Origin of the sequence: Embleya sp. NPDC020630, from assembly GCF_044334985.1 — a bacterium.
In the GTDB taxonomy this organism is placed as follows: Bacteria; Actinomycetota; Actinomycetes; order Streptomycetales; family Streptomycetaceae; genus Embleya.
Window position 1 is genome coordinate 558,936 of sequence record NZ_JBIRUB010000001.1, and the last position, 13,202, is coordinate 572,137.

The window sequence follows — 13,202 nt, forward strand, 5'->3', positions numbered from 1 at the left end:
CGGTGTCGCCGGTCGACCCCTCCGAGCGGCGAGGACGATCCCGCACCATGACCGACCGCATGACCAACCACACCTTCCCCACCCTGCGCACCCCCGCCGGCCCGATCCCCGAGGGCCGCCCGCACTGGAATCGGCAGCGTCCCGGCACGATGCCGCACCACCGCTACCGCCCGGCGCACGAGCGGGTCCGCGTCGATGTCGACCCGGCCCGGCGGAGTTGGCCGAACAATCGCATCGAGCAGGCGCCGCTGTGGGTCCCGGTGGACCTGCGCGACGGCAATCAGGCGCTGGCCGAGCCGATGGATCCCGTACGCAAACGCCGGATGTTCGATCTGCTGGTGGCGATGGGCTACAAGGAGATCGAGGTCGGCTATCCCTCGGCGAGCCGCGCCGACTTCGACTTCGTCCGGCAACTGGCGCAGAGCGACGCGGTGCCGGACGACGTCACCGTCGTCGTCTTCACCGCCGCGCGGACCGATCTGATCGAACGTACGCACCAATCGATCGAGGGTCTGCCGCACGCGGTCGTACACATGTACACCGCGACGGCGCCGACCTGGCGCGAGGTCGTGCTCGGCCACGACCGGGCCGCGCTGCACGCGCTGATCCTGGCCGGCGCGAAGGACGTGGCGCGCGGCGCCGATGCGCGACCCGGGGCGGACATCCGGTTCCAGTTCTCGCCGGAGGTGTTCAACCTGACCGAGCCCGACTACGTCCTGGAGGTGTGCGACAGCCTCACCGAACTGTGGGACGCGAGCCCGGACCGGCCGGTCATCCACAACCTGCCGGCCACGGTCGAGATCGCCACGCCGAACGTGTACGCGGACCAGATCGAGTACATGCACCGCCACCTGGCGCGCAGGGACGCGGTCGTGCTGTCCGTGCATCCGCACAACGATCGGGGGACGGGCGTCGCGTGCGCCGAATTGGCGCTGCTCGCGGGGGCGCAGCGGATCGAGGGCTGCCTGTTCGGCAACGGCGAGCGGACCGGCAACGTGGACCTGGTCACGCTGGCGCTGAACCTGTACACGCAGGGGGTCGACCCGATGATCGACTTCTCCGACATCGACGAGATCCGGCGCACGGTGGAGTACGCGAACCGGATCGATGTGCACGCCCGGCATCCGTACGGCGGGGACCTGGTCCACACCGCGTTCTCCGGTACGCATCAGGACGCGATCAGGAAGGGGCTGGCGCACCACACGCGCGAGGCCGAGCGGCTGGGGGTGGGGGAGGACCGCGCGCCGTGGAACGTGCCGTATCTGCCGGTCGATCCCGCCGACCTCGGGCGCGACTACGAGGCGGTGATCCGGGTCAACAGCCAGTCCGGCAAGGGTGGCATCGCCTACCTGATGCAGAGCGCACACGGCCTGGACCTGCCGCGTCGGCTCCAGATCGAGTTCTCCCGGGTCGTCCAGGAGGCCACCGACGACAGCGGCGAGGAGATCGGCGCGGCCGAGTTGGGGGCGCTGTTCGGGCGGGAGTATCTGGAGCGGCGTACGCCGGTGGAGGTCACCGGGTGGCGCGCCGAGGAGCCGGCGGCGGGGCGGCACCGATTCAGCGGGACGCTCGTCGGGTCGCCTTCGGGGTCGCCTTCGGGGTCGCGTGTGGGGTCGAGTGCGGAGTCGCGGGCGGTGGTCGGGGAGGGCAATGGGCCGCTGTCGGCCCTGACGGCCGCGCTGGGTACGGCCGGGATCCGGGTCGAGATCCTGGACTACGTCGAGCACTCGATCGGCGCGGGCGGGGATCGGCAGGCGGCGGCGTATGTCGAGTGCCGGGTGGACGGGGTGACCCGGTGGGGCGTGGGGATCGACACGTCGATCCTGGCGGCCTCGGTGCAGGCGACGTTGTCGGCGGTGAACCGGGCGCGGGGTTGACGCGGGATAGGATTTCTCAGACAACCTGAGATGTACCAGCCATGACGTAAGGCACACACGATGACGTTCGGCCCCCTGCGCCGCAACCCGCTGGTCGGCCAGGCGGCCGAACGGCTTCGGGACCAGATCGCCGCCGGGCGCTGGCCGATCGGGACGAAGCTGCCCGGCGAGGTGGCACTCGGCCGGGAACTCGGCATCGGCCGGTCGACCGTGCGGGAGGCGATCCGGGCGCTGGCCGGCGCCGGGTTGGTCGAGTCGCGGCAGGGGTCCGGCGTCTTCGTGATCGCGACCGAGCCGACGGAGGACCTGACCGCGCGGCTGCGGCGGGCGTCGGCGGTCGAGGTGTACGAGGTGCGCAACCTGATCGAGGTGCGGGCCGCGATGTTGGCGGCGGAGCGGCGCACGGACGAGGACTTGGCGGTCCTGGACGCCCGACTGCGCGCACGGGCCGCGGCGCTCGGCGACGACGAGGCGTACATCGACGCCGACATCGCGTTCCACGCGGCGATCGTCGCGGCGGCACACAACGAGGTGCTCACGGACCTGTTCGCGGTATTCCAGGTGACCATGCGCCCCGGCCTCCTGGACCTGCTGGCAGCGATGGACGCAAAGGGCCTACGAACCGCCGCACCCGACCCGGGAGCCGACGCCCACGCGGCCATGGTCGCCGCAATCCGAGCAGGCGACCCGGCAGCAGCCGGCCGAGTAACCGAGACGGAACTCGAGATCGGCCTGCGGATCCTCCGCGACTAGGCCCTGTCCGGCGGATCTTGGTGGATCGGGCCGCGTCGTCCGGTGCCGTGCATCGGCGTGCCGGAGAAGCAGCCGCATAGTGGTTCTCTTCGGCTGTTTCTCCGGTGCGGCGAGGTGCGGTGCCGGGCGGCGCGGCCCCGGCAAGATCCGCCGGACAGGGCCTGGGCCCTGTCCCGCGGGTCCGCACGCGGATCCCGCGCGAGCGGACGCACCTCATACCGCCTGGCTCGGCGCGGTCCGGCCTGCGAGGCCGGGGCCGGCGTGCGGATCGTGCGTGGGTGGGCTCCGCACGCCGGACGGGCCATGCCCCCGTGCCCCTCGTTTCCGATCGCCACCCGCGACGGGCGTTCGCTGTAGGGCCGCCCGGAGCCTCCGGTCGGCCCTGTCGCCTCCGCCCCGCCCGCCCCGGGCCGCCCAGCGCCCGGGCTGCCCCGGGGGTGCGGGTGGGGTGGGAATACCCGGCGTGGGATTCTGCTTGGACGGGGTGATTGAGAGTTCAACTACTGAGAGAGTGGTCATCGTGCAGTTCGGGATCTTCACCGTCGGTGACGTCACCGTCGACCCCACGACCGGTCGGGAGCCGACCGAGCACGAGCGGATCAAGGCGATGGTGGCCATCGCGCTCAAGGCCGAAGAGATCGGCATGGACGTGTTCGCCACCGGTGAGCACCACAATCCGCCGTTCGTGCCGTCCTCGCCGACCACGATGCTCGGCTACATCGCCGCGCGGACCGAGCGGATCATCCTCTCCACCTCCACCACGCTGATCACCACCAACGACCCGGTGAAGATCGCCGAGGACTACGCGATGCTCCAGCACCTGGCCGACGGCCGGGTGGACCTGATGATGGGCCGTGGCAACACCGGGCCGGTGTACCCGTGGTTCGGTCAGGACATCCGCCAGGGCATCCCGCTGGCGATCGAGAACTACGCGCTGCTCCACGAGCTGTGGCGCAAGGAAGTGGTGGACTGGGAGGGCCGCTTCCGTACCCCGCTGCAGAGCTTCACGTCGACGCCGCGCCCGCTGGACGGCGTGCCGCCGTTCGTCTGGCACGGGTCGATCCGCAGCCCGGAGATCGCCGAGCAGGCGGCCTACTACGGCGACGGGTTCTTCGCCAACAACATCTTCTGGCCGCGCGACCACTTCGTGCGCCTGATCAACCTCTACCGGGACCGCTTCGAGCACTACGGGCACGGTACGCGGGACCAGGCCATCGTCGGCGTCGGCGGACAGATCTTCATGCGGCGCAACTCGCAGGAGGCGGTGCGCGAGTTCCGTCCCTACTTCGACAACGCGCCGGTGTACGGGCACGGTCCGTCGCTGGAGGAGTTCACCGACCAGACGCCGCTGACCGTGGGCAGCCCGCAGGAGGTCATCGACAAGACGCTGACCTTCCGCGACTCGTTCGGCGACTACCAGCGCCAGCTGTTCCTGATGGACCACGCGGGCCTGCCGCTGAAGACCGTGCTCGAACAGCTCGACCTGTTCGGCGAGGAGGTACTGCCGGTGCTGCGCGAGGAGTTCGCCGCCCGACGGCCGGCCCAGGTGCCGGACGGCCCCACCCACGCGGCGCTGGTCGCCCGGCGCGACGCGGCGGCGGTGTCGGCGGAAGCCGTCCCGCAGACGTCCTGACGGCAGCGAACCCACCGGCGTGGAAAGGGAGAAGGTAACAGTGATGGCAGAACCGCTGAAGCTCGTCGTCGTCTCGGCCGGACTCGGCAAACCGTCGTCCACCCGGCTGCTCGGCGACCGGCTCGCCGAGGCGACCCGCCGGCGCCTGGACGAGCGGGAGGTCGCGGTCGAGGCGCACACGATCGAACTGCGCGACCTCGCCGTCGACATCGCGCACAACCTGGTCACCGGCTTCCCGCCGCCCGGGTTGCGGGCCGCGATCGACACGGTCGTCGCGGCCGACGCGCTGATCGTGGTCTCGCCGATCTTCAGCGCGTCCTACAGCGGGCTGTTCAAGTCGTTCTTCGACGTCCTGGACAACACCGCGCTGATCGGAAAGCCGGTGCTGATCGCGGCGACCGGCGGCACGGCGCGGCACTCGCTCGCCCTGGAGCACGCGCTGCGCCCGCTGTTCGCCTACCTGCGGGCCACGGTCGTACCGACCTCGGTGTACGTGGCCACCGACGAATGGGGCGCGGCGGCCGGGGAAGGCGTCGAGGGAGTGGGCACGCGGATCGCTCGCGCAGGCGGCGAACTGGCCGACTTGGTGGCTGGGTCGCCGCCACACCCGGCGACCCGGCCGTCGTCGTCCGCGACCGTCGCGATCGACGAAGTCGTGCCCTTCGCCGAGCAGTTGGCGGCGCTCGGACAGGGCTGAGCGGGCCCTGGCAAGGCGGCCGTCGACGGGGTGGGCCCGTCGACGTCCGCCGGTCGAACCCGGCGCGTGCCGATGGCGGGTCCGACATTCGGAATCCCGTTCTCGGTATGTGGGCTTGTCGTTTCCCTCCTGATCCTGATCGGATTCCTACGGAGAGGTGGTTGCGAGGCACCATGATCGACGCGACGGCGCTACCGACCCCCTGGCAGGTCAGGTTTCGGACCGACGACAACGAGGGCGTGGCCGACACCCTCAAGGGGGGCATCGGCGGCTCGGCCGGGATGCGGCCGCTACGAACTCGTGCTGGACCCGGCCCTGGAGGTCCATCGGGAAGCGGTGGTGGAGCGTGTCGAACGCTCGCCCGTACGCTCCACGCTGAGCAGACAACCGGTTTTCGACCCCGCCTGAGCGACGCCGCGACGAGCGTCGCACGGGTCGGCGCCACCGGTCGGCGCCGCCGGAAGGCTACGCGCCGAACATGTCCCGGCAGGCGTCCAGGCCCGTGACCTCGACCGGGATGGTGCGGTGCGCCGACCACGCCTCGCGGGTCAGCCGCAGGCGCTGGAAAGGGCGGGGCTCGCCGTCGTGTGCCAGGACGTCGATGCCGTCGTCGACGTAGCCCAGGCGGCGCGAGACCCCCAGCGACGGGGCGTTGTCGAACCGGGCGGCCGAGATCGCCCATCGTGTGCCGAGGCCGGTGAAGGCCAGTTCCAACAACCCCGCGCGCATCTCGGTGCCGAAGCCCTGCCCCTGGTGGGCCAGGCCCAGCCACGAGCCCGAGCCGATCTCGCGCCGGTGGGCGAAGTCCTTGGCACAGCCCTCCTGGGTCCCGATCACCCGGCCCTCGTGCACGACGGCAAGCAGCAGGCGCCAGTCGTCCGGCTGCCAGTTGGCCCACGTACCCCAGTAGAACCGCAGCGCGTTCCGGGCCTTCGCCGGTTGCGGCTCGCGCGTCCACGGCAGGCTGAACGGCATGTAGTCGGGAGCGTGCACACCCTGCTCCGCCAGTTCCACCAGCGCCACCAGGTCGTCCTGGGTCGCCGGGCGCAGTTCGAGCCTGGGCGTGGTCACGCGGATGCCGAATACCGGCCAATGATCGGTGAGCATGTTCGATTGTGGGCGCTGCCGGGACGCCGATGCCACGGGATTTTCAGCGCGTCGCCGTCGGCGTCAGCCCGTGCAGCAGCAGGTCGGCGAACGCGTCGCCGACCTCGCGCGGGGACATCGGCCCGTCGAACTGGTACCAGCTGTTCAGGTGGTGCACGCCGCCGAAGAAGTTGTGCGTGGCGATGTCGGCCGACACGTCCCGGCGCAACAGGCCCTCGCGCTGGCCCTGTTCGATCAGCGCGCGGAACCGCTCGTGGTAGCGCCGACGCTCCGCCCGGATCTCGGCGCTCTTGTCGGGCGCGAGCAGGTGCATCGAGCGGAAGTAGACCACCGCGTCGTCCATGTTGCCGAGGGTGGTGACCACCACGTCGGCGGCGGCCTCGCGCAGCCGGTCGAGCACCGGCTCGGGTCCGTCGGCGATGGTGTTCAGGCGTTTGGTCTGCATCGCCAGCATGCGGTGGTAGATCTCGACGAGGAGGTCGTCCTTGGACGCGTAGTAGTGGTACATCGCACCCTTGGTGACCCCCGCGGCGGCCACGATCTCCTGTACCGAGGTGCTCTCGAAGCCGCGCTCGGCGAACATCCGGGAGGCGATGCGCACCAACCGCTGCGGCAGCGACGCCCCGTCGGCGTCGGACTCGACCGGCGCCGCGTTTCCGCGACCTCTTGCCGCCATGATGTTCAACCTTTCGCGGGAGCGTACGCACGCCAGTCTAGCCAAGATACCGACCGGTCGGTACCGTGAATCGGGTGCGTCGTGTTCCGTGCATGCCTCGTACGCGTCTCGGGCACGTCCCGCGCACGTCTCGCGCACGTTTCGCGAAACCCTACGGACTCGACGCCGTCGACTCGGTGACGACCCAGGAGGAGGTACACGCCGGTGGACTTCGGCTACGACGCCCGGACCGAGGAACTGCGCGAGCGGCTGCTCGCGTTCATGACCGAACACGTCTACCCCGCCGAGGCCGTGTTCGACGAACAGGTGGCCGCTCCGGGCGCCGACCCGTGGGGCCGCCCGCCGGTGCTGGCGGAGTTGAAAGCCGAGGCGCGCAAACGGGGTCTGTGGAACCTGTTCCTGCCGGGCGAGGAGGGCGCGGGGCTGACCAACCTGCAATACGCGCCGCTGGCCGAGATCGCCGGGCGCAGTCCGCACCTGGCCCCGGAGGCGCTGAACTGCGCCGCGCCGGACACCGGCAACATGGAGCTGCTGCACGACTTCGGCACCCCGGAGCAGCGCGAGCGCTGGCTGCGGCCACTGCTCGACGGCACCATCCGCTCGGCGTTCTGCATGACCGAGCCCGACGTGGCCTCCTCCGACGCCACCAACATCACCACGAGCATCGTGCGCGACGGCGACGACTACGTGATCAACGGCCGCAAGTGGTGGTCCTCCGGGGCGATGGCGCCCACCTGCGAGATCCTGGTCGTGATGGGGCGTACCGACCCCGACGCGCCGCGCCACCGCCGGCAGAGCATGATCCTGGTGCCGCGCGACACCCCGGGGGTGGACATCCGTCGCGGGATGCACGTCTTCGGCTACACCGACGGCCCGCACGGCGGACACGCCGAGGTGGTCTTCGAGGACGTACGGGTGCCCGCGACCAACCTCGTCGGCAACGCAGGCGACGGCTTCGCGATCGCCCAGGCCCGGCTGGGCCCCGGGCGGATCCACCACTGCATGCGGCTGATCGGGATGGCCGAGCGCGGCCTGGAACTGATGTGCCGTCGGGTACTGGCGCGCGAGGCGTTCGGCGGACCGCTGGCCGAGCAGGGGGTGATCCAGGAGTGGATCGCCGAATCCCGGGTGCGGATCGAGCAGTTGCGGCTGCTGGTGCTGAAGACCGCGTGGCTGATGGACACCGTCGGCAACCGCGGCGCGCACCGCGAGATCCAGTCGATCAAGATCGCCACGCCGAGCACCGTGGAATGGATCCTGGACAAGGCCATCCAGGCGCACGGCGCCGGCGGCCTGTCCCAGGACTTCGTCCTCGCCTCGCTGTGGACGCACGCCCGCACGCTGCGCCTGGCCGACGGGCCGGACGAGGTACATCGTCGTTCGCTCGCCCACCGCGAACTCAAGCCCTACCGAGACGCGGGCCAGTGAACCGCGCACCCCGTTGACGCGGACCATGACCCGCGCACCCCGTTCCGACCGAGAGGCAGCCGCCCAGTGACCGACACCTCCCGCCCCGTAGCCATCGTCACCGGCGCCAGCCGCGGCATCGGCCTGGGCATCGCCCAGGCGCTGGTCGCGCGCGGCGACCGCGTCTGCGTGACCGCGCGCGGCGCGGACACCCTGGCCGAGGTGGTCGCCTCGCTCGGCGGCCCGGAGCATGCCATCGGCGTCGCGGGCAAGGCACACGACCCGGCCCACCAGGACGCCGCCGTGGCCGCGACCCTGGAGGCGTTCGGCCGGATCGACATGCTGGTCAACAACGCCGGGATCAACCCCGTCTACGGCCCGCTGGTCGAACTCGACCTCGATGCCGGGCGCAAGATCCTGGAGGTCAACCTGCTCGCCGCGCTGGCCTGGACCCAGCGGGTGTACAAGGCGTGGCTGGGCGAACACGGCGGCGCCATCGTCAACATGTCCTCGATGGCCGGCGAGCGGCCCGCGCACGGGATCGGCTTCTACGGCGTGAGCAAGGCCGCGCTGACCCACCTGACCGCGCAGCTGGCGAGCGAACTCGGGCCCCGCGTACGGGTGAACGCGGTCGCGCCGGCCGTGGTCAAGACCGTCTTCGCGACCGCGCTGTACGAGGGGCGCGAGGAGGAGGTCGCGGCGGCGTACCCGATGGGCCGGCTCGGCGTGCCCGAGGACGTGGCCGGCGCGGTGGCGTTCCTGCTCTCCGAGCAGGCGGGGTGGATCACCGGCCAGACGCTGCTGGTCGACGGCGGCGTGAGCCTGTCCGGCGGTGTGGGGTGACGGTGCTCGCGGGGGCGGGCGTGGTGGTCACCGGGGGCGGCGCGGGGATCGGCGCGGCCCTGGCCCGCCGCTTCGCCGCCGGCGGCGCGCGGGTGGTGGTCAACGACCTCGACCCGGACGCGTGCCACGCGGTGGCCGCCGACATCGACGCCGTCGCGTTGCCGGGCGACGCGGCCACGGAGGCGGGCGTCGCGGCGCTGGTCTCCGGGGCCCGGGCGGCGCTCGGCGGCGAGATCGACGTCTACTGCGCCAACGCCGGCATCGGCGCGGGCGTCGGCTTGGACGCGCCCGAGGAGGCGTGGGAGCAGTCCTGGGACGTCAACGTGATGGCACACGTACGCGCCGCGCGACTGCTCACCCCGGCCTGGCTGGCGCGCGGTCGCGGCCACCTGGTCACCACGGTCTCCGCCGCCGGGCTGCTCACCATGTTGGACGCGTCGGCGTACGCGGTCACCAAACACGCGGCGTACGCGTTCGCCGAGTGGATGGCGATCACGTATGGGGCCAAGGGCATCACGGTCCAGGCGATCTGCCCTCGAGGCGTGCGTACGGCCCTCCTGGACGCCTCCGGCCCGGCCGCCCGCCTGCTCCTGGACGACGACGCCGTGGAGCCGGAGCAGGTCGCCGACATGGTGGTCGACGCGGTCGCGGCGGGCGCCCCGTTCCTGATCCTGCCCCACCCGGACGTGGCCCGCATGTATGCAAGCCGAGCGGCCGACCCGGACCGCTGGCTGGCCGGCATGCGCAAACTCCAGGGCAGACTGGACCAGGCCCGGGAGGACTGAGGAAACCGCCATCGCGTCGAAGGAACCGCCGCGAACTCAACCGGAGTTCGGACGCCACGCCTTCGGCGCGAGGCTCTTCGGGTCGAGGTCGGGTACCGGACTGAGCCCGGTGACCGAGTGCGGTTTCCTCGGGTCGGCTGTCGCCGGAATGTGCGACACGATCACCCACCGATCGCGGGAACGCTTCCAGACCACCTTCTCGTCGACGTGCACCCACGAGGACGTGGCGGCGGCGAATGCCTTGATCTTGACGTCGTACAGGTCGACGGAGACCGGTTGATTCCACGTGTAGGTGACGTCGCGCCATTGCTGCCGGCCGTGCTCCTTCATCCGCAGTTCGGCGTCCTGCTTGCCTCGGTCACCGCCGATGTCGAGATGCCGGGCCAACTTCGACACGTCGCCCGCGTTGAGCAATGCGACGTAGCCGTCCAGGTACTTCCGCAGTCGCCCTTCATCCGGTACGGAGTCCTGCTCCGCAGAGCTTGATGCCGCATTGCCGCCATCGCCGCCGCAGCCCGCCGAAACAATCGCGAGCACCCCCAGCGCGACCGCCGCGACCTTCCGCCGTACGGGCGCCGCACCACGAACGGCCATCGGTCCCCCTCCCGTTCACCCGGGGGCCTTTCCATCAAATGCTGTCGACAACCAATTCGCCGACCCGGCGGTCGTGTTCAGGCCACGAGCAAACGCAGGCCCAGCTCCGCCGCGTCGAGGTCGGCCAAGTCGCCGTTGCGCTCGGACCATCGGCCGGAGGAGAGGTCGTCGCGGAGCCGGTCCACCGCCCGCTGCTCGACCTCCGGCCCGACGCGGGTCCACAGCGAGATCGCGCGGCGCACGGGTTCGTCCAGGTACGCCTCGGGGCGGCGCCAGTACGCCTCGAAGAAGCCGTCGGCGCAATCCCACGGGATGAGCACCGGTTCCAGGCGGGCGCCGATCGTGCCGGCCAACCGCTGCACCGAGGGCCGGCCGGCGACGAGTCCGGTGACCTCGGGCAGGTAGTCGCGGATGAGCCGGAACCGGTCCCGCCACGCGGTGTCGTGGGCGTCGTGCGTGAACACCACCACGCGCCGGGCCACCCGCCGCATCTCGCGCAGCCCGGCGATCGGGTCCCGCCAGTGGTGGATGGTGCTGAAGGCCATGGCCGCGTCGAAGGACTGGTCCGGGAACGGGAGGCTCTCCGCCTCGGCCGCCACGCACGGCGCCGCGCCGGCGGGACGCTGCGCCCGCATGACCGCCGACGGCTCCACCGCGGTCACGTCGCGGTCCGGGGGTTCGTACGAGCCGGTGCCGGCGCCGACGTTCAGGACGGTTCGGGCGTCGCCGAGTGCTTCCCAGACCCGCGCGGCGATGCGCGGCTCGGTGCGGCGCGTCACCGGGTACGCGGATCCGATCGTGTCGTACAACTGCGCGCCGAATACCTTCAGTTGGTCCTCCGAGGTGGTTCTGATCCCCCTCGCCCGTGCCTCCGGTTCCGTGTCGATGGCCGTCACCATGGCGGCGGCCCGGTCGCGCTGTTCAAGGAGCAGACCGCGCAATCGGCGCAGGTGCGCGACCGCGTCGGTGTCGGGGTCGTCGACCAGATCCGCGATCTCGCGCAGCCCGAAGCCGAGTCGCCGATAGGCGAGCACCTCCCGCAACCGCTCCACGTCCCCGGCGGCGTACGCCCGGTACCCGGCCCCCATCCGCGCGGACGGCCGCACAAGCCCGATCTCGTCGTAGTGGTGCAGCGTCCGCACGCTCACACAGGCCAACTCGGCCACACGCCCCACAGTCAGGTGCTCCTCCACACCCCCGACAATGCGCCATGACGCCACGTGAGGGTCAAGCACGCCGCCCGCCGACGGCTTGCGCTGCCGACCCGCGCGTATCGGGGCGTACCGTAGTGGGCAGCGCCCAACCTGCCGGGAGTCTGACCATGCGAGAGAGCATCGGGGACCGCATCGCGCGGTTGCGTCTGCGGAGGGGGCATACACAGGAATCGCTCGCCGCCGTCGCGGGGGTGTCCGTCGACGTGGTCCGCAAACTGGAGCAGAACCAGCGCCTCACGGCCCGGCTTTCGACACTCAACGCGCTCGCGGGTGCGCTCGACGTGGAGACGTCGACGCTGATCGGGCAGCCGACCACGTTCCAGGGGGCGGCGGCGGACCGGGATCCGTCCCCGAGCCTGCTGGCACTGCGCCGGGCGGTGACTCCCGTCGCCGAACTGCTCGACGACGAAGCGGCGGTCGCCGACGGTGAATCGCCGTCCGTGCACGATCTGCGCGAGGCGTTGCGGTCGACGGAGGCGATCCGCCGCGAGGGGAGGTTGTCGGAGATCGCCACGATCCTGCCCCGCCTGATCGCGGACGCCCGATCCGCCACGCGCGAACACGCCGGCGCCGACCGCGCCGCGTCGTTCGCCGTACTGGCCGAGGCATACCAGGTCGCGGCAACCACGTTGGCTGCGCTCGGCAAGGAGGACGCGGCGTACACGGCGATGGAACGCGCCGGCGCGGCGGCCCGGAACTCCGACGACCCCCGCCTCGAAGTCATCGGCATGTCCACGCTGTCCTGGATCTTCAGCAAGCAGGGCCGGATAGACGACGCCCAACGGGTCGCCCAGGCAACGGCGGAGAAGATCGAGCCGTCGCTGACGAAGACACCTCTGATCGACGTCGCGCTGTGGGGCATCCTCCTCCTACGCGCCGCCTCGGCCGCGGTGCGCGCCGAACGCAAAGACACCGCCGCCGAGTTCCTGCGCCTCGCCAACGCCGCCGCAGCCCGCATCGGCACGGACCGCACGGACTACGCCACACCGTTCGGCCCCACCAACGCGGGCGTCGCCACGGTCAACGCCTACGTCGAAATGGACCGCCCTGAAAAGGCCCTGACCGAGGCCCGCCGCATCACCGGCCTCCACCACCTCCCACCCACCTGGCAGGCCCGCCACCACGTCGACCGCGCCCTTGCCCACATCGACCTTGCCGACGACCCCAGAGCCACACAAGCCATCCTCAAAGCCGAACAAACCGCCCCGGAATGGCTCCGTTACCACGCCACATCCCGCCGAGTCATCACCGACCTGACCGCCCGCGAACACCGCCGCTGCGCCCCGATCCTCGCCCTCGCCGACCGCCTGCAAATCGCCACCGAGTAGGACACGACGTCCCACCCCGCAGACAAAGTCGCCCACCCCGCCCCTGGCCCACCCCCGGCACCGTCCCTACGGTCACAGATGCGGCAAGCCGCCCACGCACATCGCGTCCCCACCGCGACCGCGCGGGGTGGGGACGTCGGCGTCGGCCGCACTCACGAGAAGGGACGCGTGCACGCGATGGCATATCGATCGACGGCTCGGCGGTGGGTTTCGGGAAGTACGCAGGAAGACGTCGCCAAAGGGCGGGAGTTCCTTGAGGGTTACCGGTATGCGTGGTGTCGGGACGCG

The 13,202-nt window shown here is 71.3% G+C and carries 12 protein-coding genes; 8 read left to right on the top strand and 4 right to left on the bottom strand.

All coding sequences use genetic code 11. The features are described 5' to 3' along the window. The first annotated feature begins 47 nt into the window (after nt 1–47). The 4 genes from leuA to ACH4XV_RS02340 all read left to right on the top strand — a co-directional run bounded on the left by leuA (nt 48) and on the right by ACH4XV_RS02340 (nt 4,960). Nucleotides 48–1,877, top strand: coding sequence for a 2-isopropylmalate synthase (gene leuA, locus ACH4XV_RS02325; RefSeq protein WP_395786309.1), 1,830 nt, complete (start codon nt 48–50; stop codon nt 1,875–1,877). Nucleotides 1,878–1,937: 60 nt separating this feature from the next. Continuing rightward, nucleotides 1,938–2,630, top strand: a complete 693-nt coding sequence (locus ACH4XV_RS02330) for a FadR/GntR family transcriptional regulator (protein WP_395786311.1) — start codon at nt 1,938–1,940, stop codon at nt 2,628–2,630. Between the two features lie 520 nt (nt 2,631–3,150). Continuing rightward, a complete protein-coding gene (locus tag ACH4XV_RS02335) occupies nt 3,151–4,263 on the top strand; it encodes an LLM class flavin-dependent oxidoreductase (RefSeq protein WP_395786313.1) in 1,113 nt (370 codons plus the stop codon). Between the two features lie 43 nt (nt 4,264–4,306). Beyond that, complete coding sequence (locus ACH4XV_RS02340) at nt 4,307–4,960, top strand: FMN reductase (protein ID WP_395786315.1); 654 nt, start codon at nt 4,307–4,309, stop codon at nt 4,958–4,960. Between the two features lie 465 nt (nt 4,961–5,425). On the opposite strand, the gene ACH4XV_RS02345 is transcribed toward ACH4XV_RS02340, so the two are convergent. Both ACH4XV_RS02345 and ACH4XV_RS02350 read right to left on the bottom strand, forming a co-directional pair. After that, the gene (locus ACH4XV_RS02345; RefSeq protein WP_395786317.1) at nt 5,426–6,067 is read right to left on the bottom strand and encodes a GNAT family N-acetyltransferase; all 642 of its coding nucleotides are present in this window, start codon (nt 6,065–6,067) and stop codon (nt 5,426–5,428) included. Between the two features lie 43 nt (nt 6,068–6,110). Further along, nucleotides 6,111–6,743, bottom strand: a complete 633-nt coding sequence (locus ACH4XV_RS02350) for a TetR/AcrR family transcriptional regulator (protein ID WP_395786320.1) — start codon at nt 6,741–6,743, stop codon at nt 6,111–6,113. A 204-nt stretch (nt 6,744–6,947) separates the two neighbouring features. Between ACH4XV_RS02350 and ACH4XV_RS02355 the strand changes: the two genes are divergently transcribed. The 3 genes from ACH4XV_RS02355 (at nt 6,948) to ACH4XV_RS02365 (ending at nt 9,778) form a co-directional block, all read left to right on the top strand. Further along, nucleotides 6,948–8,171: an acyl-CoA dehydrogenase family protein gene (locus ACH4XV_RS02355; protein WP_395786322.1), complete on the top strand. Its 1,224-nt coding sequence runs from the start codon at nt 6,948–6,950 to the stop codon at nt 8,169–8,171. Between the two features lie 66 nt (nt 8,172–8,237). Continuing rightward, a complete protein-coding gene (locus ACH4XV_RS02360; RefSeq protein ID WP_395786324.1) occupies nt 8,238–8,993 on the top strand; it encodes an SDR family oxidoreductase in 756 nt (251 codons plus the stop codon). Then, a complete protein-coding gene (locus ACH4XV_RS02365; protein WP_395786326.1) occupies nt 8,990–9,778 on the top strand; it encodes an SDR family oxidoreductase in 789 nt (262 codons plus the stop codon). Before ACH4XV_RS02360 ends, ACH4XV_RS02365 begins: the two co-directional genes overlap by 4 nt. A gap of 36 nt (nt 9,779–9,814) precedes the next feature. Here ACH4XV_RS02365 and ACH4XV_RS02370 read toward each other — a convergent pair whose 3' ends face one another. Together ACH4XV_RS02370 and ACH4XV_RS02375 are read right to left on the bottom strand one after the other, a co-directional pair. Then, nucleotides 9,815–10,372, bottom strand: a complete 558-nt coding sequence (locus ACH4XV_RS02370; RefSeq protein ID WP_395786328.1) for a hypothetical protein — start codon at nt 10,370–10,372, stop codon at nt 9,815–9,817. A 77-nt stretch (nt 10,373–10,449) separates the two neighbouring features. Next, nucleotides 10,450–11,565 carry a methyltransferase domain-containing protein gene (locus ACH4XV_RS02375; protein WP_395786330.1) on the bottom strand — a complete coding sequence of 372 codons (1,116 nt, stop codon included), beginning with the start codon at nt 11,563–11,565 and terminating at the stop codon, nt 10,450–10,452. 128 nt (nt 11,566–11,693) lie between these two features. Between ACH4XV_RS02375 and ACH4XV_RS02380 the strand changes: the two genes are divergently transcribed. Then, a complete protein-coding gene (locus tag ACH4XV_RS02380) occupies nt 11,694–12,914 on the top strand; it encodes a helix-turn-helix domain-containing protein (RefSeq protein WP_395786332.1) in 1,221 nt (406 codons plus the stop codon). The last annotated feature ends 288 nt before the right edge of the window (nt 12,915–13,202 follow it).

Coding starts and splice junctions, on each gene's coding strand:
- ACH4XV_RS02330 (WP_395786311.1), top strand. CDS start 1,938: ATGACGTTCGGCCCCCTGCGCCGCAACCCGCTGGTCGGCCAGGCGGCC.
- ACH4XV_RS02370 (WP_395786328.1), bottom strand. CDS start 10,372: ATGGCCGTTCGTGGTGCGGCGCCCGTACGGCGGAAGGTCGCGGCGGTC.
- ACH4XV_RS02380 (WP_395786332.1), top strand. CDS start 11,694: ATGCGAGAGAGCATCGGGGACCGCATCGCGCGGTTGCGTCTGCGGAGG.
- ACH4XV_RS02345 (WP_395786317.1), bottom strand. CDS start 6,067: ATGCTCACCGATCATTGGCCGGTATTCGGCATCCGCGTGACCACGCCC.
- leuA (WP_395786309.1), top strand. CDS start 48: ATGACCGACCGCATGACCAACCACACCTTCCCCACCCTGCGCACCCCC.
- ACH4XV_RS02350 (WP_395786320.1), bottom strand. CDS start 6,743: ATGGCGGCAAGAGGTCGCGGAAACGCGGCGCCGGTCGAGTCCGACGCC.
- ACH4XV_RS02340 (WP_395786315.1), top strand. CDS start 4,307: ATGGCAGAACCGCTGAAGCTCGTCGTCGTCTCGGCCGGACTCGGCAAA.